Genomic DNA, 25,407 nt, shown 5'->3' with positions numbered 1-25,407 from the left:
CTCTCAGGTTTTGGGGGCCCCCCTGTTTTGGCCCCCGGGGGGGGGGGGGCCCCGGGGGCCCCCCCCCCCGACCGAGCTGTCGCACCACGTCGGTGCCCCGGGTCGGGGGTGCAACCGGGTCGCCGTGCGTGCCAGCGGGACCAGTTGAGGAAAAACCGCGGCAACATCGAGCGGCCGTGGCGGAGTGACAGGAGTGACATTCATAGCCACGATCTTGCCAACTGCCTCTGAAACGGCTCTCGCAGCCGCCCCAGGCAGCTCTCTCCAAGCGTTCCATAGCTGCCTTGTCCTGCACTTCTCAGGTACTCAAACACTCACTTACGGCCGGACGGTGTTAGCCCTGTGGATAAAGGTCCGCACTACGACTGACTGGGCTCCGGGCCGTCGCTCTGCTGCAGATCGGTGAGTTTCCATCCGTCGCCCGTGTACCAGCGCAAGGTCACAGTCATGGTGAGCCAGCTGGTGGACGGCGGGATTTCCTCGACGTTCTCGCCGGTCAGTCCGAACACGGCGGAACACCACACGTCGACCTCGGCGACGTCGCCGTCATAGCGGTGCACGGTGGTCTTCACGGGCGTGGTTCGGGAGACGAACTCGGCGCCGGCGGGCGGTTTCCCTTGCTCGTCCAGTCCGATCAGGCGGGCCAGGCGGCCGTAGTCGGCGTTCGCGTCGTCGAGCATCCGGCCGCGCTGGGCCGGGTCGACGTTGCTTTCGATCAGGTCGCGGCGCCCCTGCTCTTCGAACATGACCTCACTGCCGAACGCGGCGGCGATCCTCGCGGCTGCGCTCTCGGCCTCGGCGGGCAACGCGTCGAGCAGCCGATCCCGTGACCGGGGACCGGGGACCGGAGAAGGTCATCACCGATCCCCTTGGCGCGCCCTTCTGATCGCCGAGCCGTGCCGCACTCCTGGCCGGGCGCGACGAGGAGTTCGTCGCCGTGGTGCTCGTGCCATGGGACGACCTACGTGTTCCGGGGCCAAGGAGCCGCACGCACCGGTCACGGCGGCGCGAGGCTCGCCGACGTCGCTCGTCGCGCCGACGTATCCACCGGCACGGTGTCCAGCGTCCTCTACCACCCCGAGCGTCTCCGCGCGGTATGCCCATGTGACCCCGGGTGTGCAGACGCCTTCTGGTCGGCCTCACGGACCGCTGGGAGGCAGCCCTCGTTGCCCGTCGGCGCATGGGCGACCACTCGTCTGTGCGACGGCTGGACGGTCTGCTGTGAGGCGGGGGCCAGGGCCTGTCCGGCGGGTCCCGCCGAACAGGCCCTGGCCCCGACCGGGCTCAGCGCTTGAGCAGGAAGGTGAAGTCGCCGGAGCGTTTGCCGCTCAGCCGCACGGCCGAGACGAGTGCGCCCTCCGTGATCAGCCTCTCGACCTCGGTCCGTGACAGACCAAACCCTTCGGCGATCAGCCGCACCGGCCGGACAGGAATCCGCGCCGCGAAGCGGACCGAGACATCGATCACCTCGTGGTCCAAGTGATCCGGTCTGCCCGTGTCGAGACGCCAGGCTCCGTCCCAGCCGAGGGCGATGCGGTTACGGCGCCGCACGACCGGATCCTGCAGCAACTCGGCTGCCAGACCGGGGTCGTTGTCGTGCATCCGCTCCAGCAGATCAGGCCGTACGGAGCGGACGTTCATGCGCTCCAGGACCGTGATCTTCGTGGTGTCCCCACAGTCGGAACAGAGCGCGAGGAGCCAGGCGTCGATGAGCTTGTGGTTGGCGTTGACACGGAACTTGCCGCTTGTCCGGAAGCGTCCGGAAGCGCACGTGTGGCAACGGCGGAGAACGACGGGCAGGCAGGTGGGTGTGACCACCCAGTTGGTGAGCAAAGAAGTACACCGGTTTCAGTGAGAAAGTCCGCAGCAAGAAGCAGCACGGCGCGCAGTGCGCGACGCGCGACGAATCAGCGCTTGGGAGGTCTCACAGGGTGTACAAGGGCTCTTCCTCGCCTCGAGGACTTGGTCCGACAGCACGGTAATGACGCGCAACGGGGCCGTGCCACCGGTTTTCGGGCGTCTCGCCCAACGACTGCTGCCGCCGCCACTGCGTCAACTCGGGCTGTCCATATATTCGTTTGCCGTAGGCGAGCCAAGTCGGATAGGAAGCCCGCATGCTAAAGGGCAGCAAGATCGGGCTGAGGGCCCGGCACGAGGGCGACATCCCCACTCTGCGGACCGAGCTCTACGACGACGTGGTCAACTCCGCGCGGGCCGAGGCCGGGCCGTGGCGGCCGATCTCACCCGGTTCGAAGGACCCGCGGCTCGTGGTGGACGACACGGCGCAAGGCAGCGTCGCGTTCTCCGTGGTGGAGCTGGAAGGAGGCGCCCTGGCCGGCACCGCGACGCTGTGGGGCATCGACAACCACCACCGGTCCGCCCACATCGGACTCGGGCTGCTGCCGGCGGCACGCGGCAAGGGCTACGGCACGGACGTGGTCGCGACGCTCTGCTACTACGGTTTCGTGGTCCGCGGCCTGCAGCGGCTGCAGATCGAGACACTGGCGGACAACCACGCCATGCTGCGCTCCGCCGAACGCAACGGCTTCATCCGCGAGGGCGTACTGCGCTCCTCGGCGTGGGTGCTGGGCGAGTTCCTGGACGAGGTACTCCTCGGGCTCCTCGTCCAGGACTGGAAACCGAACTCGCAGGGCTGAAGCCCAAGATCTTCATCAGTCTTCCAGCCGGTGTCGGCGGCCCCGCCGTGTCAGGTGGCGAAGAGTCCGTCCTGCACGAAGTCGACGGTCTTCCGCGGCGGGTAGAACAGGCCAAGCAGCATGAACGTTTTTCTCCTGTCGGGGTGGCGGTATTCGAACCTATGACCGCTTCGCCCCGAATGAGGTTCGGCGGCTGATCCGGCCAGCGCGGAGAGCGTTTTCCCTGGTCAGTGCGCTCACTCACGGCGCTCTCAAGCGGTCCCGAAGGGGCTATGGGAGCGGGTTGGCTCCCAGATGGCTCCCAGTCCAGATGCGTGATGCTCAGTCGGGGACGGCGAGTTCGTCCCGCTCGTCCCGCACCTGCCGTCAGAGCGTGGTTACACGCTGTCTCGCAGCCTCCCACTCCCGGTGTTCGGCGCGGACGCGGTGCCACAGCCGGGCCCGCGCGGAGGCGTCGACATCGGCCAGGTTCAGAACGAAGCCGACGCGGCTGCAGAGCTGGGGGTAGCGGGCGAGGCTCTTCTCGATGCCGGGCATGCCGATGAGGACGCCGTCTTCCCGGCGGCCCGCACCCTGCTATGTCCCGACTGCCGGCAGTGGGCTCTGCTGGCGGGCGATCCGACCTCGTGCCTGTTCTGCTCCGCGACCACGGATTCACAGCTGGCCGCGTGGAATTACGCGACCTAAGTCCTCCGCCTTCCCTGGCGCAGCCCCCCACCGATAAGCGATCTGTTCAGCCAACCGTCCACCCCTCCGGTTGACTCGTGCCCGGACTGCGGCACCGACACCCTGGTAGGAGGCGCGGTCACTGCTGCCGCGGCTGACCGCCCCACCAACTTCTGCTTCAACTGCGCCGCTGCCTTTCCCGATCTCTGCGAGATCTGCCGTCAGCCGTTCCGCGCTGTGGACGAGAAGTCCATCTGCGGCAACTGCCTCTCTCTTGGATCGGGTGATTGAGACTGAAGCATCGGACAGGATGGCTTTCCCCTCCACTCTCTCGGCGGAGAAGTCCAGGCCCGTCATGCCGCACTCGAAGTCTCCAGGCAGCTGACGTTCGAGCAGTAGCGGCTACTTTGCACCGTGGGTCAGAGATTGGAGACCGGGACCTACTCAGATCTGGTTCAGGCCTCCGTCGACGTACAGGCTCGAACCGGTGATGAAGCTGCTCTGCTCGGAGGCGAGGAAGGCCACGGCGGCGGCGATCTCCTCCGGGCGCCCGAGCCGGCCCAGCGGCACCTGTGCGGCCAGGCCCTGCCGGAGGCCGGCGGCCTGCTCCGGGTCGGGCGCGAGCCCCGACAGACCAGGAGTGTCGGTCGGGCCGGGCGTGATCGTGTTGACCCGGATTCCGCGTCCCTTGAGTTCGTTGGCCCAGGTCCGGGCGAACGATCGGGTGGCGGCCTTGCTCGCCGCGTACACGCCGAACGCCTCCGCGCCGACGTCCACGTTGGTGGAGCCGTTCAGGATGACCGAGGCGCCGTCGTTGAGCAGCGGCAGCGCCTTCTGGACGGTGAACAGCGTGCCGCGGGCGTTGATGCCGAAGAGTCTGTCGAAGTGCTCCTCGGTGACCTGTTCGAGCGTCGCGAACGCGGCGACGGAGGCGTTGGCGAACAGCACGTCCAGGCCCCGCCCCCGCTGGCGGATCGTCTCGTAGAGCCGATCCAGGTCGGCCAGGTCGGAGATGTCGCCCGCCACCGCGGTGGCCGCCGAACCGATCGTCTCGACGGCCGCGTCGAGTTCGGCCTTGCGCCGGCCCGTGATGAACACGTGCGCGCCCTCGGCCGCCAGCCGTACGGCACTGGCCAGGCCGATCCCCGAGCCGCCTCCGGTGACGAGAGCGGTCTTCCCCTCAAGCAGTCCCATGCGGACAACCTCCTTCCATTTCCGCATCGATCGATGCAGAAGTAGACCGTAGCATTTCTGCATCGATCGATGCGGAATGGGTGTGCTGCGGGCGGTGGCGACCGAACTGAGCGGCAGCGGAGGCCGAGCGGCGTCGACGTCGCCCCACCGGCGGGGCGACGCCCATCGCGAGATCAACCCGCCGGGCGAACCCGAGCAGAAGGAGCGGCTTCCGCCGCCTCCTGGAAATCGGCGATGTCCCCGCCGTACTCCCTCGCCCAGTTCGTCAGGACCTCGATGGGCTCGATGAGGGTCCGGCCGAGGTCGGTGAGGCTGTATTCGACCCGCCGCGGCGCTTCGGCATGGCGGTCGACCAGGCCGTACTGCTGGAGCCGGCGCAGCGTCTGAGTGAGGACCTTGCGCGAGACGCCGCCGATGAGGTCGACGAGCTCACCGTGCCTGCGAGGCTTCTGGCTGAGTCCGAAGAGCGCGAGCACGGCCCATTTGTCAGAGATGATCTCGACCGCCAGACGCGTGGGGCAGTCGGCGAGGGAGGCTGCTCCGTCCACATTCTGCATGAAGGTCGAAGGTACCAGGAGGTAACCCACGGCTCCGTAGCGTCTTCCTCGAGCAACCAACCAGCACCGGATGCGGAGGAGTCACCATGCCACGAGTCGTTGTGTTCGACGAGTTCGGCGGGCCGGAGGTCATGCACGTCGTCGAGGAGCCCGTCGTCGAGCCCGCAGCCGACGAGGTCCGGGTCAGGATGGAGGCGTTCGCCGTCAACCCGCTCGACCAGATGATGCGTTCCGGCACCTCGCCCGCACCCGTCCCCCTGCCGCACGCTCGCCTCGGTGTCGAAGGAACCGGCGTCCTCGACGCGCTGGGCCCCGAGACCACCGGGCTGAAGATCGGCGATCCGGTCATCCTCACGGCCGTTCCGGACGCGAGCGCCCGAGGCAGCTACGCCGAATACACCACGATCCCCGCAAGCCGGGTCGTCGCCCGGCCGGCCGGGCTCGGAATCACGGAGGCAGCGGCGATCTGGGTCGCCTACTCCACCGCCTACGGCGCGCTCGTCGAGAAGGCGAGGATCCGACCCGGCGACCACGTCCTCATCACCGCCGCGTCCGGCGCCGTCGGCCGGGCGGCGATGCAGATCGCCAATCAGATCGGTGCCGTGCCCATCGCCGTCACTCGGCACACCGCGAGGAAGGACGAGCTGCTCGCCGCCGGCGCCGCCGCGGTCGTCGCCACCGACCACCCGGACATCGCCGAAGCCGTCGACCACCACACCGGCGGGACCGGCGCGGACATCGTCCTCGACCTTGTCATGGGCCCCGGCCAGCAGGATCTCCTGAAAGCGGCCCGCCCCGGCGGAACACTGGTCGCCGCAGGCTTCCTGGACCCGCGGCCCACGCCCTTCCCTGGAGGCCCACCGCTCACGATCTTCAGCTACCGGAGCTTCGAGCACACCCTCGACGCCGTCGTGGTGAAGCGTATGGCGGCCTTCCTGAACGCGGGCGTGCACCTCGGTGCACTGCGGCCCGCCGTCGACGACAAGGTGTTCTCCCTTGACGACGTCGTCGAGGCACACCGCCACCTCGAGAAGGGGCTGCACGCCGGGAAGAAGATCGTCGTGACGGCCTTCTGAGGCCGTGCCGGCTCAGGACGTGTCGGATACCAGGCCGATCCGGTAGGCGAGGACGACGGCTTGGACGCGGTCGCGCAGGTCGAGTTTGGTCAGGATCCGCGACACATAGGTCTTGACCGTCTCGGGCGTGATGAACATCGCCGCGGCGATCTCCGCGTTCGACAGTCCCTCGGCGATCAGTTGGAGCGCTTCCAGTTCGCGGACGGTCAGCGCGCTCATGACTTCCTCCCTGGCCGGCCGGGAGGTGTCCGCCGGGCGCAGCCGTTCGGCGAAGTGGCCGATGAGGTGGCGGGTGACGGCCGGTGCGAGCAGTGCCTCGCCCCGGGCGACCGTCCGGATGCCGCCCACCAACTCCGCAGGGGGCGAGTCCTTGAGGAGGAAGCCGCTCGCCCCGGCTCGGAACGCGTCGTAGACGTAGGCGTCGACGTTGAAGGTGGTGACGACCAGTACCTTCGGTGGTGCCACGGCGTCGGGGCCGGCCAGCCGACGGGTCGCCTCGATGCCGTCCAGCAGGGGCATCCGGATGTCCATCACGACCACGTCGGGGCGCAGTTGCTGCGTGGCCTGGACTGCGGCGTGCCCGTTCTCGGCCTCCCCGACGACCTCCAGGTCAGGCTGGGCGGAGAAGATGGTGACATAGCCGGTGCGCACCAATTCCTGGTCGTCGCAGACGAGTACGCGGATCGGCGGCGGCGCATCGCTCACGGGTCACTCCTGCGCGGGCTGGGTGGGGATCACGGCACGGACACGGAACCCGCCGTCGGGCCGGGGTCCGGCCACCAGTTCACCATCGAGCATCCGCACCCGTTCACGCAGCCCCGTCAGGCCTCGTCCGCCACCACGGCCCACCTTTCGGGCAGCGGGTGAGGACGCCGAGGAGGGGGCGGATCCTTCGGTGGCCACCTCGATCTCGATGTGCTCGTCACCGTGCTGGACCAGGACCCGTGTCCGCTGCCCGACCGCGTGCTTCATCGCGTTGGTAAGCGCCTCCTGCACCACGCGATACGCGGCCAGTTCCACGTCCACGCTCTGCGCCCGCCACTCGCCCCGCTCGGTGAACTCGACGGGCTGGCCCGACATGCGGGCCTGCGCGACCAGGTCCCCCACCTTTCCCAGGGTGGGTGCCCGGTCCGCGGAGGCGGAGGCGGAGGCGGACTGACCGGTCGCCTCCAGCACGCCGAGCAGGTACCGCAGTTCGGTGAGCGCCCGGCGACCGGTGTCGCTGACAGCTGTCAGACTGTCACCGGCGCGTTCCGGCGCGGACGTGAGCAGGAACTGCGCCGCGTCGGCCTGGACCACCATGGCCGTCACATGGTGGGTCACCACGTCGTGCAGTTCGCGCGCGATGCGTGCGCGCTCGGCGGCCGCGGCCACCTCGGCGGCCAGCCGCCGCCGCTCGGCCTCCTCCGCCCGACGCCTGCGTACGCCGCTGCCCACCGCCCAGACTCCGGCCAGAACCAGAGAGAACGCGAGGTAGTCCGGGATCCGCTGCGGTGAGCCGAGGTGGTGCAGGACGACCGCCAGCACGGCGTAGCCCGTGCTCGCCGCGGCGGCGAGAGCGCGGCGGAAGGAGACCTGGTGGGCTCCGGCGGAGTACAGGGCCAGGTAGAGCCCGACAGTCCCGAACGTCGCCGGACAACCCAGCGCCTGATGCACCGCGAAGGCGCAGCCGACGACGGTGAGGCAGGCCGCGGGCCGTCGGGTGCGTACCGTCAGCGGCAGGGTCTGCGCCAGGGTCAGCCCGATGCTCAGCGGGCTTGACGGGTGATCAGGCAGGTCGCCGATCTGCGCCCCGATCTGCGACAGGGTCGGTACGAAGGCCAGCACGGTGAGAACCAGCGCGAGAACACCGTCCTTGACGGATTGCTGACGCCCCGTCAACCAACCGAGCGGCCTCCGCAGCAGCGGTGGTCTCCGAGACCACCTGAGCATCATCACTTCCGTCTCCGTTCCGTTCCGGTCAGCCGGGGGCGGTGCCGCGCGCAGGGCTCAGCGGGCGACGTGCTGACGGGGCAGCAGACCGCCCCGCCGGTGGGCGAGGACGAACATCGGGACCGCCAGCGCCACACTGATGAGGACGGTAACGATCGACGCCTCCAGACCGAAACTTCCGCCGGTCAGCAGGCCCGAACCGCTGACGTGCACGGACAGCAGCCCCTTTTCGGTGTTGCCCGAGACCGGGATGCCGAGCAGCTGCTCGGTGGCGTTCCAGGCGAAGTGCATACCCACGACGAACCAGATGCTGCGCCGCCACAGGAACGCCGCTCCGAGCAGCGCGCCCGCCTCGAGGGCGATCGCCAGTGCGCTCCACGCGGTGGCCCCGGGGTTGGCCAGGTGCGCGGCGCCGAAGAGCAGCGCGGTGATCGCGACAGCGGCACGGCTGCCGAACAGCCGCTCCAGGGCTTGCAGGGCGAGGCCGCGGAACATCAGCTCCTCCGTGACTGCCGCGCCCGCCTGCACGGCGACCGCGGACGCCACGACGGAGAAGAAACCGTTTCCGGCCCAGGAGAACGAGTAGCCTCCGAACGCCGTGATCACCAGGGCGGATACGAGGATGAAGCCCAGACCGATCCCGCCGCCGAGCAAGGCCTCCCGCACGGCCCCGCGCCGGGCGATCTCCGGCATCGGCCGTCGCGCGACGAAGCGCATGACCGCCCAGTAGACAGCCACCGCAACGGCCGCTCCCAGCACCGGCACCGGTCCGGGGCCGGTCGCGGTCGCAGCCGAGACCGCGCCGACGCCGGCGATTCCGATCAGCATCCAGCCGAGCGGAGAGCGGCAGATCCGGCCGACGCGGCCGCCGCTCGGACCGGAGACGCCGCTCGGACCGGAGGCATCCGCAAGCCGGTCGTGGCCCCCCTCGTGGCGCGTGGTGGATGACGTGTACATCATGGCCTCCCCTTGGTAGTCGGCCGCCCAGGCGGCGACCCGACGACCACGCTAGGAACACCGCGACATCCGCGATTCACCCGCGAGCAGACGGCGCCGGTAGCTCTCACGGGGGATGCGCTCGGCGGTGCGGTGCCCTCGTCGTGGGCCTCGCCACGGAGCCCCTACCGCTTCCGCATCGATCGATGCGGAAGCGGTAGGCTCCGAGGGTGGCTACCAGACAGAGCGGCCCCATCGGCCGGCCCCGGGGATTCGACGCCGAAGAGGCTCTCGAACGCGCCATGCTGTTCTTCTGGGAACACGGCTACGAGGGCGCCAGCCTGGCTGGCCTGACCGAGGCGATGGGCATCTCGACCACCAGCATGTACGCGGCCTTCGGGAACAAGGAGGAGCTGTTCCGAAAGGCCCTGGACCGCTACACCGAGGGCCCGAGCGCATACCTCGCCCGGGCCCTGGAGGAGCCGACCGCCCTCGGCGTGGCCGCCGCGGTCCTGGCCGGCACCGTCCGGACCACCACCCGGCCGGCCCACCCCCACGGATGCCTGGGCGTCCAGGGCGCCCTGGCCACCGGCGACTCCGGGCAGGCGGTCCGCGACCTGCTCGCCGCCTGGCGCACCAACGGCTGCTCTCAGCTCCGGGACCGGTTCCAGCAAGCCGTCGACGACGGCGAACTGCCTCCGGAGGCCGATCCGGGGCTGCTCGCCCGCTACGTCACCACCTTGGCATTCGGCATCGCCGTGCAGGCCGCGAGCGGTATCGGTCGCGACGACCTCCAGGAGATGGCCGACGCCGCCCTACGTAGCTGGCCGCTCGCCTGAGAGCGCCCGGTAGCGGCCGGGACCGTCGCCTTCGCCTTCGCCGGGAGAGCGAGGGGATGAGCGCGGCGACCGTGATGCCGATCGCCCACCAGAACGCGCCGTGGAAGGCCCCCGTCGCGCCGTGCTCCAGGAGCGACTGGAAGACCATGGCGACGATCGCGATCCCGAACGAAGCCGCCACCTGCTGGGCGATGCGGGTGTTCATGGTGGCGTGCGGGATGTCCCCCGGGCGGGCGTCCTGGTACACGGGGTGCCGTTAACGAACCTGCCACCAGCCGCCATAGGGCTGGCGACGGGTCGCTCGGTGAGCGTGGGCCGCCGGACGCGACGGGTTACGGCGTCATCGTGGGGCCGGGGCGGGGATGGCGCGCAGGTAGCTGTAGACGGTCTCGCGATATGTGTGCCGTCACACTTGCGACGAACAGAACCTGATTCACCGGGTGGCTCGTCCTGGAGAGCAAGAGCAAAGAGCGTGCGGATGGGAAGCCATGAGTGAGCGGGGCAGCGGTGCGACGTCGACGGTGAAGACGGCAACACCCCGGGGGACAAGGTGGTGGTCTGCGGGCGGGAACGCAAGCGATCGGTCGTCCTGGACGCGGGGGCGGGTGCTCGCCGCGCTGGCGGCGCTGACATCGCTGCTGCTGGCGTTCCATCGGCTGGTTCCGAACACCCCCAGACGCCTGGGCAGCTTGCTGGAATCGTTCCTGCCCTGGTCTGGCCTGGTGATCATGGTGCTGCTCGGCCTGGCGCTGCTGCGCCGCTCAGCTGTCGCCCTGGTAGCCCTGCTCTTGCCGGTGGCGGCCTGGACGTACCTTTTCGGAGGGCTGCTGCTGCCCAAGGCGAAGCCCGGTGCGCACGACATGGTCGTGGTGCAGCACAACGTCAGCGACGAGAACACTGACCCTGCGGGCACGGCCCGCTCCCTGGCCGAGGCCGAGCCCGACCTAATCGGCCTGGAGGAGCTCGTACCGGCGGCACTACCGGTCTATGAAAGAATCCTCGCCCCGCGCTACCCATACCACGCGGTCGTGGGCACCGTCGGACTCTGGTCGAAACACCCGCTCACCGATGTCCAGAAGCTGGACATCAAACCCGCTGGGATCACAGAGCCCTGGAGCCGCGGGCTACGGGCCGTGGCCCGCACTCAGCACCGTGAGATCGCGGTGTACGTCGCGCACCTGCCCTCAGTCCGCATCCACACAGCCGGCCTCGCCTCGTCCTGGCGCGACGAAAGCGCCGGCCTGCTGGGCAAGGCCGTCGCCGCCGAGAAGCTGCACACGGTGATACTTCTCGGCGACCTCAACAGCACGGTCGACGACCGTGGGCTGACCCCGCTGACCTCACAGATGAACGTACCGGCACGGGGCTTCGCCTTCAGCTTCCCCGCCTCCTTCCCACTAGCCCGGATCGACCAGATCATGGCCCGCTCGGCGACCGTCGGTCACATCCGCAGCCTCCCCCCTACCTGCAGCGACCATCTCCCGCTCATCGCCCGGCTCACACTGGACTGAGGGAATCTTCTCTGGGGCATCAAGCGTCTCGGGAACTCTGTGTGTGCCTGTGGGTTTCAGGCTTTTCGGGCGCGGCGTGGCCGTCTGTCGCCCGAGTGAGGTCCGAACCTCGGGGTGAAGGTGTGGACTTCGGCGGCGTGCAGATGGTGGAAGCCGGTCCGCTCGCATCCCCTCGGCCCGTCGAGACACCCGAGGGCCCGCAACCGCACCGCGGGCCAGCTCCACGACAGCAGAAACCCGCTCGGCCACCGCTGCACGGGCATCCAACAGCCGCTGAAGCGCACGTTCCCCCTCGCTGATCGCGGCCACCCTGCGGCCGAGACTCCCTAGTACACGGCACTGCGGACAGACTGCCGCTGCATGCTCCCTAGGTCGGCGACCTCCGCATCCGCGAGGAGCTGTTGCACGCCCTCGACGATCTGTTCGTCGACACCACCCCGAACATACGCGTCCAGGTACCAACGATCGGCGCCCGACGGGGGCAGCTCAGCGAGCTACCGTTCGCGGCGCAGCCCGGGCTGACTCCGGTCATGGCGCGAGTGCGGTCTGCGGCGAGGTCGTAGCGCCGGGCGGTGAGGATCTTCAAGTCCACCGCGATCTCGTCCCACTCCTGCAGAGGCTGTAGGTCCCGGCGCATCCGCGCCTGGTCGGCGATGACGTAGGCGTCCTTCGCATCGGTCTTGCCGTCCCCCCGGTAGCCGCGGGAGGCGTGGTGGACGGTCCGGCCAGGAATGTAGAGCAGCCGCTGATCATGGCCGACCAGCAGAGCGATCAGCAACGCGCTCCCGCCGGCGTTCAGGTCGACGGCCCAGGTCACCGGGCTGTCCTCAGCCAGTGCGAGGACGTCGCCTATCAGCTCCAGCAGCTCTGCCTCGTTGTTGGGCACTCGGCGCGAGAGCACCTTCGTGCCTTCCGCATCGATCACCGTGCAGTGGTGCGCGGCCTTGCCGGCATCCGTCCCCGCCCAGAGCTCGGGCACCCGAGCCTCCCTCGTCGATCGGTTGACTGGTTCCCTGCAGACGACCACGCCGACGTGTCCTTACGAAGCGATCTCTGTTCGCTCATCCCAATGAGTGGCCGTGTCGTCGCGGGGCATTGGGCGGCCTATCAGTCAAAGCCACAGATACGGCATGAGCGCTTTCATCCACACCCAGGCCCCTGGGTCTCCCGATCGTACGAAGGACCGGAATCAACCCGCCAAACAAGGTAAGGAGCGCTCTGGTTGACCCGACTGGTCAACTAGATGATCAATTCCAAGGGGTGTCTTGTGACTGAGCATCACAGCTGAGTGCGCGGTCGCTGTCGAGGTGTTCAGGGGCGCCAGGTGATCCCGGCCGTGGCGTGCTCAGCTGGCGGCAGGCAGTTGGCGGGCGAAGCGTCGGACGGCATCAGTGAAGGCATCGGGGTCGTCGAAGTTCGCGAGGTGTCGTGCCCGCGGGATCAATTCGACGCGAGCGTGCGGATGCGCGCGGGCGAAGTCCGCCTCCCCGGCGCGGAAGACGGCGTCCTTCTCACCGTTCAGGATGAGAGCCGGAGCCTTCACATAACGCATCGCACCCGCGTCGAAGCGTCCGAGTACTTCGTCCCAGGCTGCTGGCAGGGTATGGAAGGCGTAGCCGGCATGGATGGTCGCCTCCACCACTTCCCGCGGGTAGAGCCGCCGCAGCAACCGGTCGTTCCACCGGGCCAGGCGATCCGCCGGCATGCGAGGGACCAGCCGGGCGACCCACCGATATGGCGCTGCCCGGAGGCCGCGGGTTGAGGCGCTGGCTCCCGCGAGGATCAGCCCGCGCAGTTGTTCCGGACGGCGCCGCGCGAACTCCAGCGAGGCATATCCGCCGAGCGAGTGCCCGACGACCAGAGCAGGCCCGCGGTTGAGCGAGTCGACCGCGGAAGCGATGATCTCCGTCGCGGTGCTCAGGCTCCAGGGCTGAGCCGAGCGCTCTCCGTGGCCGGGCAGGTCGATGGCGACTACCGGGAATTCGTCCCGGAGTGCGGCGAGCTGCATGCTCCACTGTCCCGCGCTGAAGCGCGTCCCGTGAACGAAGACTATGGGCACTGCATCCACTGCTGTCATCAGTCCCCCCAGGTGACACCGTCCTCAAGCCGACTCTACCGGCGGGATCTTCCTCGCGATCAAGGGAGACGCCAGAAGGTGTTCAACCAGCCAACTGTGTGGCGCTCAGTCACGTGTCTGCGGAGACGAGAACGAGGGCGTCCAAGATCGTTGTGTGACGAACAACCTGGACACCCTCGCGACAGCGTTTTATGCGACAACAGACGATCTGCTGAAGGAGCGTCCGGACTTGGCGCCGTGGCGGCCGTCCGTGGGAATCGCGCCGCAGCTCACCGACGCCGAGCTGGTCACCCTGGCGATGATGCAGGCCATGCTCGGTTTCACCTCCGAGGCCAGGTGGCTGCGGCATGCCCGGGTCCACATGCGGCACCTCTTCCCGTACCTGCCGCAGCAACCCGGCTACAACATGCGGCTGCGCAAGGCCGCCGACCTGCTCCGCCGTATCACCCGGATCCTGGCCATCAGCACCTCGGTGTGGAGCGACGACGTGTTGATCGTGGACTCCACCCCGGTCGAATGCGGCCGCTCGCGGGAGACCGTCAAGCGCTCCGATCTGGCCGGATGGGCGCAGTACGGCTACTGCGCCAGGCACAGCCGCTTCTTCTGGGGCCTGCGGCTGCACCTGGTGTGCACCCTCCAGGGCCTGCCGATCGCCTTCGCCCTGACCGGAGCCAAGGCCGACGAGCGCGAGACCCTGCTGGACCTGCTTGCGGCCGAACCACACCTCGTCGCCGCCCGGCCCGGCCAGACGCTGATCGGCGACAAGAATTACTTCGGCCGCGACTTCGAACAAGAACTCGCCCAGGAGGGAATCCAGTTGCTACGGCCGACCCGCAAGGGCGAACGGCAGCGGCCCGGCGGATCCCTGTTCAAGCCGTTGCGGCAGGTCATCGAGTCGGTCAACGAGACTTTCAAGGGACAGCTCGACCTCGAACAGCACCGAGGGCGCACACCCCGCGGTGTCATCGCCCGCGTCATGCAGCGAATACTCGCGCTGACCGCCGTGATCTGGCACAACGATCACACTGGACACGACACCCTCCGTTCGCTGACTTCGTACGATCACTAACTGTTGCGGGTCAGGACGTTGGTGACGGCGCATAGTGGTGGGCAAGATTGGTGGCGAGGTCGCGGAGGTGAGCCCTGGCTTCGGTGGGGCCGTGCACAGTGATGGCGCTCCCGAACGGCAGTAGTGCTCGCACGTCCTCCAGATGCAGGAAGCGGATCGTTACCTTGCGGCCAGTGGCGGATTCTTCATGGTCGTCCGGGACGAGTCGTAGGCCAAAGATCCGTTGCGCTCGCTCGATCTGGGTCTGGTCGATGGTGGCGCTGACCTCTATCGCGTGGTTGTGCTCCCACTGATCAATGAGCGCTGCAGCGACGGTGGCCAGGGTCTGGCTCTCGCGGATCCGTCGTGGCTGGTCGACTTCTTTCCACGTCGTGATCCGTTCGAGTCGGTACATCCGTGGCACTCGGGCACAGTCGGCGACGAGGTACCAGATGCCGGCCTTGGCGAACAGCCCGTAGGGATCCACGACCAGGTCGCGTGGGCATGACTCGCGTGGGCTGTCGTACTCGATCCGTAGCCGGCGACCTCGCCGCACTGCGCCGATCAGCGAAGCCGGAGTCGTGCCGGAAGCTCGTGCCTGACGCCAGGGACGGCTGTCCACGTGCACTACGTCGGTGAGCGGCAAGAGCTCATGAACTCGACGTGGCTGTGTAGCGACGATCTTGGAGAGCGCGCGCTGGCTTTCGACCGATGCGTTGAGCTCCGCACGTTGCTTCTCATCCAGCCCAGTGAGCGACAGATGATCACGCTCGCCCGGTGTGAGTCGCGTGAGGTCGAGCCCGGACCCGGGCAGCATGGTCACGCCTCCGAGGCGGCCCCGGTGTGCGGTCACCGGCAGACCGGCGTCGCGGAGCCAGTTCAGGTCTCGGGTGATGGTTCGAAGGGACACTCCGAGCGCTGAGGCAAGTTCCTGTGTGGTCACGGCATCCCTCGATTTGAGGAGCAGCATCAGGGTGAAGAAGCGATCTGGGGTCACACACCAATTTTTTCAGGAATTGCGACACGATGCGGCGCATATCCCGGTCAGGCTGGTGGATGCGTACCTACGACCTGTGAGAAGGAACAACCATGACCACATCCGTCGTGTCCATCGTCTACGTGAACGACGCTCCCGCCGCAGCTCGTTTCTACGGCGACCTCCTCGGCATGAGCCCCTCGTTCGAGACTTCGGGATACATCACCTTCGACCTCGGGCCAGGCGCTGACCTCGCTCTGTGGTCTGGCCAGTTCGAGGATCTGTCACCGGACGTCCCGCGCACCAGTGAGGTTTGCCTGGCCATCGACGGTGGACCCGACGAGCTCAACGCGACCTTTAAGCAGTGGAATTCCAAGGGGGTCACGATCCTGCGCGAGCCTCATGATGCGGGGTTCGGGCTGACCTTCCTCGCAGCCGATCCTGACGGGAACCGTATCCGCGTCGCACCGCAGGACTGAAAGGCCGCAATGCGGCAGGCGCGCACGATAGGTGTCGCGCCTGCCGTCGTCTGACTTCGAGAGGACGACGAGTGCCCCACGCGAATGCGCCCCTGAGCGTCGAGGGCCGTAGGCGGCTCGTGAAGCGGTGCCAGACACGTCCCATCGCCCACGTCGCCGCTGAGATGGGCATCTCTCGCGCATGCGCCAGCAAGTGGGTAAATCGCTGGCGGCTACACGGTGATGCGGGATTGCAAGACCGGCCGTCGAGTCCGCACCGGAGTCCGAACGCGACTCCAGCATGGGTCATCGAGCAGATCGAGTCCTGGCGCCGCGAGCACAAGTGGTCCGCGCAACGGATCACCGACGAACTTGTGAGTATCGGTTTTGTGATCAACCGGCGAACTGTCAGCCGACACCTGACCCGGCTCGGCCTCGGCGAACGCCGCTTCATCGACCCAGGCGGTGAGAACAACCGGAAGCCGGGGAAGATCATCGCCCGCTGGCCCGGACACATGGTGCACCTGGATGTGAAGAAGGTCGGCCGGATCCCTGATGGCGGCGGGTGGCGGATCCACGGCCGGGACAGCGATCAGGCCAAGGTCGCTAGTCGGGCGAAGTCGGCCGGGGCGAAGCGTGGCTACGTCTACCTGCACTCCATCGTCGATGGTTTCTCACGGCTCGCCTACACAGAACCGCTGGGCGATGAGAAGGGCGCGACGGCTGCTGCTTTCCTCGCCCGGGCGAAGGTCTGGTTCGCCGCCCACGGCATCAACCACATCCACCGGGTCGTCACCGACAATGGCGCTTGCTACCGCTCCGGCGACTTCGCCCGCATCGTCGGGCAAGGCACCCGGCATCAGAGAACCAAACCATACACACCTCGGCACAACGGGAAGGTGGAGTGCTACCAGCGCATCATGGCCGAGGAAGTCCTCTACGCCCGCGAGTTCACCAGCGAGGACGCCCGGTCAGCCGCGATCACAGTGTGGAACATCCACTACAACTACCACCGGCCGCATAGTGCTGCCGCCGGAAAGCCGCCAGCAGCACGCCTCCGCGAGAGCGTCACCAACGTCGAGCCCTCATACAACTAACCCCTTGGAATCATCTAGAGCGCCCAAAGGAAGTGCTGGCCGGCGCGGTCGCCGGAGGCGGGGTCCCACCCCCGGCGTCCGGTCAGCGGGTGGCGAGGAACTCGAGCGTGTCGATCACGCGGTTCGAGAAGCCCCACTCGTTGTCGTACCACGCGACCACCTTGACGTGGCGGCCGTCGACGCGGGTGAGGGCCGAGTCAAAGATCGACGAGGCGGGATTGCCCGTGATGTCGGACGACACGAGCGGGTCGTCCGAGTACTCGAGGATGCCAGCGAGCGGCCCCTCCGCTGCGGCGCGGTACGCCGCCAGCACGTCGTCGCGCGTCACGTCGCGGGTGACGGTCGTGTTGAGTTCGACGATCGAGCCCACCGGCACCGGTACGCGGATCGAGTCGCCCGACAGCTTGCCGTCGAGGTTCGGCAGCACCAGGCCGATCGCCTTGGCGGCGCCGGTCGTGGTCGGCACGATGTTGACGCCGGCGGCCCGGGCGCGACGGGCGTCGCGGTGCGGACCGTCCTGCAGGTTCTGCTCCTGCGTGTAGGCGTGCACCGTCGTCATGAACCCGTGTTCGATACCGGCGAGTTCGTCGAGGACCGCGGCCAGCGGCGCGAGCGCGTTGGTGGTGCAGGAGGCGTTCGAGACGATCGTGTGCACGGCCGGGTCGTAGGCGTCGGTGTTGACCCCGAACGCGAGCGTGACGTCGGCGCCGTCCGACGGCGCGCTGACGAGTACCTTCTTCGTGCCCGCGTCGAGGTGGGCGCGGGCGGCCTTGGCCGAGGTGAAGCGGCCGGTGGCTTCCAGGACGATGTCGACGCCGAGTTCGGCCCACGGCAGCTGCGCCGGTTCGCGCTCGGCCAGCACCGTGATCCGACGGCCGTCAACGACGAGGGTGTCCCCGTCGACGGTCACCGGGCGCCCGAGCCGGCCGGCCGTGCTGTCGTAGGCGAGCAGCCGGGCGAGAGTGGCGGGCTCCGTCAGGTCGTTGACGGCGACGATCTCGAGGGCGCTGTCGCGCTCCAGCAGTGCGCGCAGCACATTGCGTCCGATGCGGCCGAATCCGTTGATGGCGATGCGAGTCATGAGTGATGTCCCTTCCCTTCGCCACCAGGGTCGCCCGAGGCTAGCGCCTCTGACAGTGGCGGGATCGCCATGGTTCAAAAGGATCCCGCCACGCGGTGCCGGGCGGGTTACTCGCCCCGGGTGAAGGTGCGCCGGTACTCGCTCGGTGTGGTGCCGAGGATGCGCTGGAAGTGCAGGCGCAGGTTCGCGCCGGTGCCGAGCCCGATGTCGGCGGCGATCTGTTCGACGCTGCGCTGCGAGCGCTCGAGCAGTTCGCGGGCCAGGTCGATGCGGGCGCGCATCACCCACTGCATCGGCGTGTAGCCGGTCTCCTCGACGAAGCGCCGGGAGAACGTGCGCGGCGAGACCCCGGCCTGCCGCGCCAGTATGTCGAGGGTGAGGGGCTCGCCGAGCCGGTGCAGCGCCCACTCGCGGGTGGCGGCGAACCGCTCGCCGAGCGGCTCGGGGACGCTGCGCGGCACGTACTGGGCCTGGCCGCCGCTGCGGTAGGGGGCGGCAACCAGACGCCGGGCCGCGTGGTTGGACGCGGCCACTCCGAGGTCGCCGCGCAGGATGTGCAGGCACAGGTCGATGCCGGAGGCGGCGCCGGCCGAGGTGAGCACACTGCCCTCGTCGACGAACAGCACGTTCTCGTCGACCTGGACGAGCGGATGCCTGGCCACGAGTGCCCGCGTGTAGTGCCAGTGCGTCGTGGCGCGCCTGCCGTCGAGCAGGCCCGTGGCGGCGAGCGCGAAGGCGCCCGTCGAGATGGCGGCGAGCCGCGCGCCCCGGTCGTGGGCGGCGATCAGTGCCTCGACGACGGCCTGCGGCGGGTCGTCGCGGTCCGGGAACCGGTAGCCGGGGACGAAGACGATGTCGGCCCACGCAAGCGCGTCGAGGCCGTGGGCGACGTAGTACGCGAGGCCATCGCCGCCGGTCACGAGACCGGGTGTCGCCCCGCACACCCGCACTTCGTACGGCATGCTCGCGCGGGTCGTGAAAACCTGCGCGGGAATTCCGACATCGAGCGGCTTCGCACCCTCGAGCACAAGAACGGCGATGCAATGCAGGCGGGAGGCTGGCACAGGAAGAGGTTACGTGGGGCGTGACTTCGATACGCCCACTGCGCGGACCGGGCAGACGACACACCGGCCGGGCTGTCTTCCACGTTGCAGTCCACCGCCCGTCCCACCCTTCGCCCGCCTCCAGCCGATCTGTGGGTGGGGAACAAGAGCAGGTCTGGGGGAACGAGGTGAGCGCTGGTGGAGAATTTCAGGGTTCAGGCAAGATTTTCGTGACGGGTGACGGAGCGTCACATTTCTGGCATCGTCATCTATGTGTGACGAGCTTCTGGATATCGTGTTCCCGCACCTAAAGTCGGTACAGGTGAAGCGGGTGTTCGTGGAGGGTGGCACGGTGCATGTCACCGCGTGTACTCCGGAAGGCCGCGCGGTGGTCTTCCCGGACTGCGGGACATCCGCACGCCGTGTGCACAGCCGTTGCCAACGGCATCTCGCCGATACCTCCGTCGCCAGGCGGCCGGTGGTCATCGACCTGTCGGTGCGCCGCCTGTTCTGCGACCAACGTGACTGCTCGCGCTGCACGTTCGTCGAGCAAGTCGACGGCCTGACCATTCGCTATCAGCGCCGCACCCCGCTGCTGCACTGCCTGTTGCTGGAGCTCGCTCTGTCCCTGGCAGGCCGGGCCGGTGCGCGGATCGCGGCGGTCCTCGCGGTGGCGGTCAGCCGGGTCACGCTGATCAGCCTGTTGATGGCCCTGCCCGATCCGCCGGCCACCAGAGCCCTGTCCAGTCCGAGGGTGTTGGGCGTGGACGACTTCGCGTTCCGCAAGGGCCGTACCTACGGCACCATCCTGGTCGACGTCGACGCCTCCGCAGTGATCGACCTCCTGCCCGACCGCTCGTCCGAGACCCTCGTCACCTGGCTGGCCGCCCACCCCGGCGCCGAGATCATCTAATGGGTCCTGAAGACGGTTCACGAGCCTCTTGTTAGGCGGGGCTCATGCCGCGCTGATGCAGGGCCGAGTCCTAGAGATCATCTGGGCCCTCGAGTCCTATCGGCAGACGGGGCCGGCCCTGTACTCAGAATCTGTCACTGCCGTTCCACTACTGAGGCATGGACAGGTAACAGTCCGTCACGAGTACAACGTGCGTTTACCGACACTCAGGGGCCCCTAGGCCGGTCGTCGTTGCACGGCATCGGCGATAACCGCTGTCACGAGCTTGTTGACGGCTGCCGTGGCCGGCGGGCCGGGGTCGCGGTCTGCGAACAGGAGATGCCCGCCACCGACCAGGGAGAGGGTGAGTGAGTCGATGTCGGCGTCGGCCGCTATGCGGCCCAGTTCACGCTCGTCGGCCAGATAAGCGGAGATCGCGGTCGTGGCCTGGGCGAGGATCGCGATGCCACCTCCGGGCCTGGCTTGCCGCAGCCGTGCGCGTAGCTCGTCCCGGAAGGTGATGAGCGGGATGATTGCCACCGGAATCGGTCCGAACAGGGTGGTCAGCGCGCTGGTGAGGTTGTTGGCCACCGTGCCGGTTCCGGCGGACTCGCGCAGCGCACTCGCCTGCGTCTCAAGCTGCGCGGCCCGGTCGAGCACGAGGTCGGTGAGGAAGGCGTCGAAGTCGGTGAAGTGCCGGTGTAGGACGCCTTTGGCGCAGCCCGCCTCGTCGGTGACGGCCCGGCTGGTCAGCCCGTTCGGCCCGTCCCGCAGAAGCACGCGTTCGGCAGCGTCGAACAGCTGCTGCCGCGCGTCGCGAAGGTGCACCCCAGTCGGCACTCACAGATCCTCTCGTGCATCAACCTGCTGACATCCGTTGTCGAGTGGGCATGCGCCCACTAAGGTGGGCGCATGCCCACCTTACCGCGAGAGCAACCAGAACCATCCCCGGCGGAGCCGCATAAGGCCCGGCAAATGGCCGAGTCATTCGGCGCGGACGCGCAACGCTACGACCAAGCCCGGCCCGGCTACCCCGATGCATTGGTGACGCGGATCATCGCCGGAAGCCCCGGACCTGACGTACTCGACGTCGGCTGCGGCACCGGCATAGCAGCCCGCCAGTTCCAGGCCGCCGGCTGCGCCGTGCTCGGCGTCGAGCCTGATGCGCGGATGGCCGACTTCGCGCGAGCCCGTGGCCTGCAGGTCGAGATGGCGGCCTTCGAAGCCTGGCAGCCAGCCGGCCGGACGTTCGACGCGGTCATCGCCGCCCAGTCGTGGCACTGGGTGGATCCGGTCGCCGGCGCCGTGAAGGCGGCACATGTGCTGCGTCCAGGGGGACGGCTGGCGATCTTCGGGCACGTGTACGAGCCGCCAACCGAGGTGGCCGAACCGTTCGCCGCTGCCTACCGGCGGGCGGCGCCCGACTCCCCGCTCAACGGCCAACCGGCCCGACGTCCGCTCGACCTCTACCAGGCGGCATACGCGAAGTTCGCCGACAAGATCCGCGAGACCGAACAGTTCAACGATCCCGAACAGTGGCGATTCGACTGGGAGCAGTCCTACACGCGCGACCAATGGCTGGATCTGCTACCCACCACCGGCGGCCTCACCCAACTCCGTCCCGATCAGCTGGCCGAGGTACTGGATGCGGTCGGGGGCGCCATCGACTCCCTGGGTGGACGCTTCACGATGAACTACACCACCCTGGCAGCGACCGCCGTACGCGCCGGCACGTCCTGAGTCCATGGTCTTCGGCATCGACGAGAAGACCGCCATCCGCTACGCCGACTCCGCACCACAGCTTCTGACGATCGCGACCTGCGAACGTGACCTCCCCACCGCAAACCCCCGTCCTTCCAACGCGGAAGGGCGGGGTTCGTCGTTGGGCGGGCAGTCAGAGCTTCGCCGTAGACGTTTGACGGACGCGTGACGACCTGTCAGTTCGACGGGGTTCTGGGAACGTGACAGGCGTGGGCTTCCAAGATCATGGAGTTCTCGCCCCCCCCCCGTGATCCGAGTGGAAGACCGTGCCTGCCGACGCATCACCGCCGATTTCTCTGTCAAGTTCAGCGTGTTGAGCTGAGGTGTTTCTCTCCAGCAGCTGGCTATTCGACGGTGCGCTGGACGTGTTGAAGGATGTTGACGAAGCCCGCGAGCGACGGCATGATGACCGACTGCGTGGCCTACGCCAAACCTCCCGCGACCGTCCCCAGCACGGTCTCCCATCGGAGGCAAAGGGACCAGCGTCTCAGGTCGTTTTCGTAGCCCGATCGCCTCGGGCGAGGTTGCTGGGGAGCCGTCGCTCAAGGCGTGGAAGGCCGCGATGACAGCCCGTAGGAACTTCAAGCGCCAAGTGCGTGCCCGCGCCGCCAAGACCGGCGAGTCCTACACGTCCGCCCTCCGGCACTTCCGTCCGACTCCATCAGGAGACGTCATGTCGGAAGCAAGGAATCCCAAGAGCGTGCGGCTCGCCGTAGCGCAGACCCCTGTACGCGAAGACCCACGAGACGTTGAAGCGCTGCGCGAAAGTGGGCGTGAGGTCCGTGCACTGATGCGCAAGGCCAGTGCTCAGGGAGCGAGGATCGTGCACTTTCCGGAAGGCGCGATCTGTTTTCCCAGCAAGTTCGTCATGTCCGTCGACGGCCCGGACGCGGTCGGCCCGGCGGACTGGGATCGATGCCAGTGGCCGGTGCTCCAATCGGAGTTGGCTGCGATCGCCGAGTTGGCCCGCGAGTTGCGGTTGTGGACGGTGATCGCATCGGTGCACCGCTTGACCGGCCCGAACCGTCCACACAACAGTCTCTACGTCATCTCCGATCGCGGCGGGGTCGTCACGCGTTATGACGAGCGCCTGCTGTCGAAGACGAAGGTCTCGTACATGTACTCGCCGGGCGTCTCACCGGTGACCTTCGAGGTCGACGGTGTGCGCTTCGGCTGCCTGCTCGGCATGGAGATCCACTACCCGGAGTTGTTCGCAGAATACGAGAAGCTGGATGTCGACTGCGTCCTGTTCTCTACCAGCGGCACCCCGGGTAACACCGCCGCCCAAGCCCAAGGCCACGCCGCGGTCAACAGCTACTGGGTCAGCTTGTCAGGGCCGACACAGCACAGCGCCACCGCACCGTCCGGAATCGTCGCTCCCAATGGCCACTGGCTTGCGCGGTGCCCCGCGGACGACTCGCCGTCAGTAGCCGTCGTGAACCTCGACGACAGTTCCGAGGCCGCCACATGGGCACTGACCTACGCGCGTCCCTGGCGTCGTGAGGCGCGCGCGGGCGTCTACACCGAGCACCAGGTGATCGACCCGCGCAGCGAAGACCGGACAGCGGCCTTCTAGCTCAGAAGCAGAATCCGAGGGGTTCGCGCGTACGGGATGGCTCCCGGCGCCGCGAACACCTCGGTTTGAGTCCGTCCCTCACCTTGGTGAAACGGCTGACGAGCGGAAGCGCCTGGTTTATCGGCTTGCACCTGGCCGCTACTGGGGGGAAGGCGCTTGCGCCGGGAGCGTGCGGACTACCGATGCACGATCCGCCAGTTGATGGCGCAGGCGACCGTTCTCCACCGTGGTTTGGTGCAGAGCGCCCACCAGTGCCTCGACGTCGGCCTTGAGCTGGGCGATTTCCTCCGCGTCGGCGGCCCGTAGCTCCTTGAGTCGGCGGACCTGCTTGCGCAGGCGCTGCTCGCTGTCCGGGGTGGCGCCGCGGGCGCGGACCTTCTTGTAGAACGCGCCGACGCGCGGCTCAGTCCGAGGCGGCCGTCCCGGCGCAGCAGACCCAGTAGCTGTCGTTCAGCACGCGGGTTGTGTGGCTACGGCTGTGGCTACACTGATCGTCGGCGCGGGGGCGCTGTGCTGTTGGAGGACTGGATCCGCATGGACAGGCTGCTGCCCGACCCCCGTACGCCCGTCGGCTACCGGCTGCTGACCCCGCTGGATGCGCCGCTCGCCTCGCGGGACGACCAGGTGCGGGTCACCGTCGCCACGCAGGACCCGGGCCTGCTCAACCGGGTGTGGCGGGTCCTGGCCATCTCCGACGCGAACTCCCTCGCGGTGGTGCGGACGACGTGGCTGGACGAGTCCACGCAGTCGACGGGGGCGTGAGCGGATGCCGGTGGATCTCGCGCAGGCAAAGGCCGACCTTGAGGCGCAGTTGACCGACACGGTGCGGATCTCCCGCACCGCGGGGCAGCCCGTGCTGGACCCGGTGACGGGGGAGCCGGGCCAGACCCCGACCAGCGTCGTGTATGAGGGCCAGGGGCGGTGCTGTCCACGCACGGGCAGGTCGTGCTGCGGCAGGTCCTCGGCGTCGACTGGCTGTCGGAGGGCTCGGCCTGGTACCGGCTCGTCACTCCTGTGACGGCGCCGATCGCGCTGCCCACGGAATGAGTCGGGCATAAGCCGGTGGGGTGGCCGCCTCGGAGTCGTCCACCGTCTCGCACTTCGGGCTCGGCCATGGGCCAGAGAAGGGCCGCTCGCCCCACGGCTTCCGGGGGGCGAGCGGCGAGATGCCTCGAGGTCAGGCGGTGAGCGTGTGGTTACGCGTGACCGCTGTACGCGAGACTGCAGTCCGCATAGTCGCCCTTGACCGCGCACAGCTGGATGTAAACGGGAGTGCCCTCATCCAGATTGCCGGTGTTCCACGGGCTGTAGTAGGTGGCTTCGTGCCCGCGCGTGGTGGCAACGCGTCCGGTGGTTGGAGAGATCATGGTGGCCTCCATGCCCCGCCCGTCGGAAAGCCGGTCTACCACCTGAAACGCGTCGCCGGGGATGCTGCCCCCGTTGAGGGGGTCGGCGTTCCACACCATGGCGCCCGCGTAAGTGCCGTTGTAGTAGGCGCCGATGGAGAAGCTCCCGTTGGAGGACACCGCGCCCTTCTCGAAGGTCCACCCGGCAGCCGCCGCGTTGGTCGCTCCGAGAGTGAGGGAGCTTCCGCACATCAGGGCACTGGCCGCCAGGAGCGTGGCGACGCGGTTCCTCAGTCTCTTCCTCATCGGGATTCCCCCAAGTGGTTTGAAGAATTCGCTCAGTTGGTCGAGGGGATCATGGCCTGCCGAGTCGGCGTGGTCAACTCTTGGGTGGCGGGCGTCTGGCCGCCAGTGGCTGCCCGCGCTGCTGTCCTACCCGACCGTCTACGTGGTTCTTCCGGGCCCAGAGCGGGGCCGTCCGAGGGCGACCAACGACGACAGTGACGACAGTCGACAACGGCTCTACCCCTGCTCAGACGTGGTGCCTTGGGCCCTGGTGCAGGTGCTCATCCTCGTACGCCAATTGACCTGTTCTGGGTTCATGGTGACGGTCACCGCTGCGCTTTTTCGATGCAGCAGGGGGACCAGGCTCTTGCGGATTCACTGCCTGTCAGGTTGGACACA

The 25,407-nt window shown here is 68.1% G+C and carries 27 protein-coding genes and 3 pseudogenes; 15 read left to right on the top strand and 15 right to left on the bottom strand.

Going from position 1 to position 25,407, the window contains the following annotated elements; genetic code table 11:
• Window positions 1-359: 359 nt before the first annotated feature.
• Complete coding sequence (locus tag ABT009_RS40955; protein ID WP_502990063.1) at window positions 360-806, bottom strand: hypothetical protein; 447 nt, start codon at window positions 804-806, stop codon at window positions 360-362.
• A gap of 135 nt (window positions 807-941) precedes the next feature.
• On the opposite strand from ABT009_RS40955, the pseudogene ABT009_RS47605 reads away from it, so the two are divergent.
• Window positions 942-1,088: pseudogene (locus tag ABT009_RS47605) on the top strand (LacI family DNA-binding transcriptional regulator); the annotation flags it as partial.
• A gap of 196 nt (window positions 1,089-1,284) precedes the next feature.
• Here the strand turns inward: ABT009_RS47605 and ABT009_RS40945 are convergent.
• Window positions 1,285-1,833 (bottom strand): DUF1062 domain-containing protein, encoded by a 549-nt coding sequence (locus tag ABT009_RS40945; RefSeq protein ID WP_351306657.1) that lies wholly within the window; start codon window positions 1,831-1,833, stop codon window positions 1,285-1,287.
• Between the two features lie 281 nt (window positions 1,834-2,114).
• Between ABT009_RS40945 and ABT009_RS40940 the strand changes: the two genes are divergently transcribed.
• Complete coding sequence (locus ABT009_RS40940; RefSeq protein WP_351306655.1) at window positions 2,115-2,657, top strand: GNAT family N-acetyltransferase; 543 nt, start codon at window positions 2,115-2,117, stop codon at window positions 2,655-2,657.
• Window positions 2,658-3,023: 366 nt separating this feature from the next.
• On the opposite strand, the gene ABT009_RS40935 is transcribed toward ABT009_RS40940, so the two are convergent.
• From ABT009_RS40935 to ABT009_RS40925, 3 genes are all read right to left on the bottom strand, one after another.
• On the bottom strand, window positions 3,024-3,194 hold the full coding sequence (locus ABT009_RS40935; protein ID WP_351306653.1) for a hypothetical protein: 171 nt from the start codon (window positions 3,192-3,194) through the stop codon (window positions 3,024-3,026).
• A 573-nt stretch (window positions 3,195-3,767) separates the two neighbouring features.
• A complete protein-coding gene (locus ABT009_RS40930) occupies window positions 3,768-4,517 on the bottom strand; it encodes an SDR family oxidoreductase (protein ID WP_351306652.1) in 750 nt (249 codons plus the stop codon).
• A 173-nt stretch (window positions 4,518-4,690) separates the two neighbouring features.
• Complete coding sequence (locus ABT009_RS40925) at window positions 4,691-5,074, bottom strand: winged helix-turn-helix transcriptional regulator (RefSeq protein ID WP_351306651.1); 384 nt, start codon at window positions 5,072-5,074, stop codon at window positions 4,691-4,693.
• A gap of 86 nt (window positions 5,075-5,160) precedes the next feature.
• Between ABT009_RS40925 and ABT009_RS40920 the strand changes: the two genes are divergently transcribed.
• Window positions 5,161-6,150: a zinc-dependent alcohol dehydrogenase family protein gene (locus ABT009_RS40920; RefSeq protein ID WP_351306649.1), complete on the top strand. Its 990-nt coding sequence runs from the start codon at window positions 5,161-5,163 to the stop codon at window positions 6,148-6,150.
• A gap of 12 nt (window positions 6,151-6,162) precedes the next feature.
• Here the strand turns inward: ABT009_RS40920 and ABT009_RS40915 are convergent, their stop codons facing one another.
• From ABT009_RS40915 to ABT009_RS40905, 3 genes are read right to left on the bottom strand one after another with little or no spacing between them, the layout of a single operon-like run.
• The gene (locus ABT009_RS40915) at window positions 6,163-6,855 is read right to left on the bottom strand and encodes a response regulator (RefSeq protein ID WP_351306647.1); all 693 of its coding nucleotides are present in this window, start codon (window positions 6,853-6,855) and stop codon (window positions 6,163-6,165) included.
• A gap of 3 nt (window positions 6,856-6,858) precedes the next feature.
• Window positions 6,859-8,082, bottom strand: a complete 1,224-nt coding sequence (locus ABT009_RS40910) for a sensor histidine kinase (protein WP_351306666.1) — start codon at window positions 8,080-8,082, stop codon at window positions 6,859-6,861.
• Window positions 8,083-8,139: 57 nt separating this feature from the next.
• A complete protein-coding gene (locus ABT009_RS40905) occupies window positions 8,140-9,042 on the bottom strand; it encodes a CPBP family intramembrane glutamic endopeptidase (protein WP_351306645.1) in 903 nt (300 codons plus the stop codon).
• 206 nt (window positions 9,043-9,248) lie between these two features.
• Here ABT009_RS40905 and ABT009_RS40900 point away from each other — a divergent pair, with 206 nt between their 5' ends.
• The 3 genes from ABT009_RS40900 (at window position 9,249) to ABT009_RS40890 (ending at window position 11,368) form a co-directional block, all read left to right on the top strand.
• A complete protein-coding gene (locus tag ABT009_RS40900; protein WP_351306643.1) occupies window positions 9,249-9,857 on the top strand; it encodes a TetR/AcrR family transcriptional regulator in 609 nt (202 codons plus the stop codon).
• Between the two features lie 56 nt (window positions 9,858-9,913).
• Window positions 9,914-10,117 carry a hypothetical protein gene (locus ABT009_RS40895; protein ID WP_351306641.1) on the top strand — a complete coding sequence of 68 codons (204 nt, stop codon included), beginning with the start codon at window positions 9,914-9,916 and terminating at the stop codon, window positions 10,115-10,117.
• A 345-nt stretch (window positions 10,118-10,462) separates the two neighbouring features.
• Complete coding sequence (locus ABT009_RS40890) at window positions 10,463-11,368, top strand: endonuclease/exonuclease/phosphatase family protein (RefSeq protein WP_351306639.1); 906 nt, start codon at window positions 10,463-10,465, stop codon at window positions 11,366-11,368.
• 469 nt (window positions 11,369-11,837) lie between these two features.
• Here the strand turns inward: ABT009_RS40890 and ABT009_RS40885 are convergent.
• Window positions 11,838-12,347, bottom strand: a pseudogene (locus ABT009_RS40885) (IS110 family transposase); the annotation flags it as partial.
• A 366-nt stretch (window positions 12,348-12,713) separates the two neighbouring features.
• A complete protein-coding gene (locus ABT009_RS40880; RefSeq protein WP_351306637.1) occupies window positions 12,714-13,445 on the bottom strand; it encodes an alpha/beta fold hydrolase in 732 nt (243 codons plus the stop codon).
• A 154-nt stretch (window positions 13,446-13,599) separates the two neighbouring features.
• Between ABT009_RS40880 and ABT009_RS40875 the strand changes: the two genes are divergently transcribed.
• Window positions 13,600-14,514, top strand: coding sequence for an IS982 family transposase (locus tag ABT009_RS40875; protein WP_351306635.1), 915 nt, complete (start codon window positions 13,600-13,602; stop codon window positions 14,512-14,514).
• Between the two features lie 10 nt (window positions 14,515-14,524).
• Here the strand turns inward: ABT009_RS40875 and ABT009_RS40870 are convergent, their stop codons facing one another.
• The gene (locus ABT009_RS40870) at window positions 14,525-15,490 is read right to left on the bottom strand and encodes a helix-turn-helix transcriptional regulator (protein ID WP_351306633.1); all 966 of its coding nucleotides are present in this window, start codon (window positions 15,488-15,490) and stop codon (window positions 14,525-14,527) included.
• 92 nt (window positions 15,491-15,582) lie between these two features.
• Here ABT009_RS40870 and ABT009_RS40865 point away from each other — a divergent pair, with 92 nt between their 5' ends.
• Both ABT009_RS40865 and ABT009_RS40860 read left to right on the top strand, forming a co-directional pair.
• Window positions 15,583-15,948, top strand: coding sequence for a VOC family protein (locus ABT009_RS40865; RefSeq protein ID WP_329538112.1), 366 nt, complete (start codon window positions 15,583-15,585; stop codon window positions 15,946-15,948).
• Between the two features lie 71 nt (window positions 15,949-16,019).
• Window positions 16,020-17,024 (top strand): IS481 family transposase, encoded by a 1,005-nt coding sequence (locus ABT009_RS40860; protein WP_351306631.1) that lies wholly within the window; start codon window positions 16,020-16,022, stop codon window positions 17,022-17,024.
• Between the two features lie 82 nt (window positions 17,025-17,106).
• Here ABT009_RS40860 and gap read toward each other — a convergent pair whose 3' ends face one another.
• Both gap and ABT009_RS40850 read right to left on the bottom strand, forming a co-directional pair.
• Window positions 17,107-18,105 carry a type I glyceraldehyde-3-phosphate dehydrogenase gene (gap, locus tag ABT009_RS40855; RefSeq protein WP_351306629.1) on the bottom strand — a complete coding sequence of 333 codons (999 nt, stop codon included), beginning with the start codon at window positions 18,103-18,105 and terminating at the stop codon, window positions 17,107-17,109.
• Between the two features lie 107 nt (window positions 18,106-18,212).
• Window positions 18,213-19,169 (bottom strand): GlxA family transcriptional regulator, encoded by a 957-nt coding sequence (locus ABT009_RS40850; protein WP_351306627.1) that lies wholly within the window; start codon window positions 19,167-19,169, stop codon window positions 18,213-18,215.
• Window positions 19,170-19,470: 301 nt separating this feature from the next.
• Between ABT009_RS40850 and ABT009_RS40845 the strand changes: the two genes are divergently transcribed.
• Complete coding sequence (locus ABT009_RS40845) at window positions 19,471-20,061, top strand: transposase (RefSeq protein WP_351306625.1); 591 nt, start codon at window positions 19,471-19,473, stop codon at window positions 20,059-20,061.
• 216 nt (window positions 20,062-20,277) lie between these two features.
• Here the strand turns inward: ABT009_RS40845 and ABT009_RS40840 are convergent, their stop codons facing one another.
• Window positions 20,278-20,880: a TetR/AcrR family transcriptional regulator gene (locus ABT009_RS40840; RefSeq protein ID WP_351306623.1), complete on the bottom strand. Its 603-nt coding sequence runs from the start codon at window positions 20,878-20,880 to the stop codon at window positions 20,278-20,280.
• A gap of 72 nt (window positions 20,881-20,952) precedes the next feature.
• On the opposite strand from ABT009_RS40840, the gene ABT009_RS40835 reads away from it, so the two are divergent.
• The 5 genes and pseudogenes from ABT009_RS40835 (at window position 20,953) to ABT009_RS40815 (ending at window position 24,424) form a co-directional block, all read left to right on the top strand.
• Window positions 20,953-21,780: a class I SAM-dependent methyltransferase gene (locus ABT009_RS40835; RefSeq protein ID WP_351306621.1), complete on the top strand. Its 828-nt coding sequence runs from the start codon at window positions 20,953-20,955 to the stop codon at window positions 21,778-21,780.
• A gap of 694 nt (window positions 21,781-22,474) precedes the next feature.
• Window positions 22,475-23,377 (top strand): carbon-nitrogen hydrolase family protein, encoded by a 903-nt coding sequence (locus ABT009_RS40830; RefSeq protein WP_351306619.1) that lies wholly within the window; start codon window positions 22,475-22,477, stop codon window positions 23,375-23,377.
• A 534-nt stretch (window positions 23,378-23,911) separates the two neighbouring features.
• Entirely contained in the window at window positions 23,912-24,139 is a 228-nt protein-coding gene (locus ABT009_RS40825; protein ID WP_351306617.1) for a DUF6093 family protein, read from the top strand.
• A 4-nt stretch (window positions 24,140-24,143) separates the two neighbouring features.
• Window positions 24,144-24,254 (top strand): annotated as a pseudogene (locus tag ABT009_RS40820) (hypothetical protein); the annotation flags it as partial.
• Window positions 24,255-24,298: 44 nt separating this feature from the next.
• The gene (locus tag ABT009_RS40815) at window positions 24,299-24,424 is read left to right on the top strand and encodes a hypothetical protein (protein ID WP_351306669.1); all 126 of its coding nucleotides are present in this window, start codon (window positions 24,299-24,301) and stop codon (window positions 24,422-24,424) included.
• Between the two features lie 149 nt (window positions 24,425-24,573).
• Here the strand turns inward: ABT009_RS40815 and ABT009_RS40810 are convergent, their stop codons facing one another.
• Complete coding sequence (locus ABT009_RS40810; protein ID WP_351306615.1) at window positions 24,574-25,029, bottom strand: hypothetical protein; 456 nt, start codon at window positions 25,027-25,029, stop codon at window positions 24,574-24,576.
• Between the last annotated feature and the right edge of the window lie 378 nt (window positions 25,030-25,407).

This window comes from Streptomyces sp. NPDC002896 (genome assembly GCF_040295225.1).
In the GTDB taxonomy this organism is placed as follows: Bacteria; Actinomycetota; Actinomycetes; order Streptomycetales; family Streptomycetaceae; genus Streptomyces.
The sequence above is the reverse complement of the archived record's forward strand: the minus strand, read 5'-3'. Positions and strand labels throughout refer to the sequence as shown.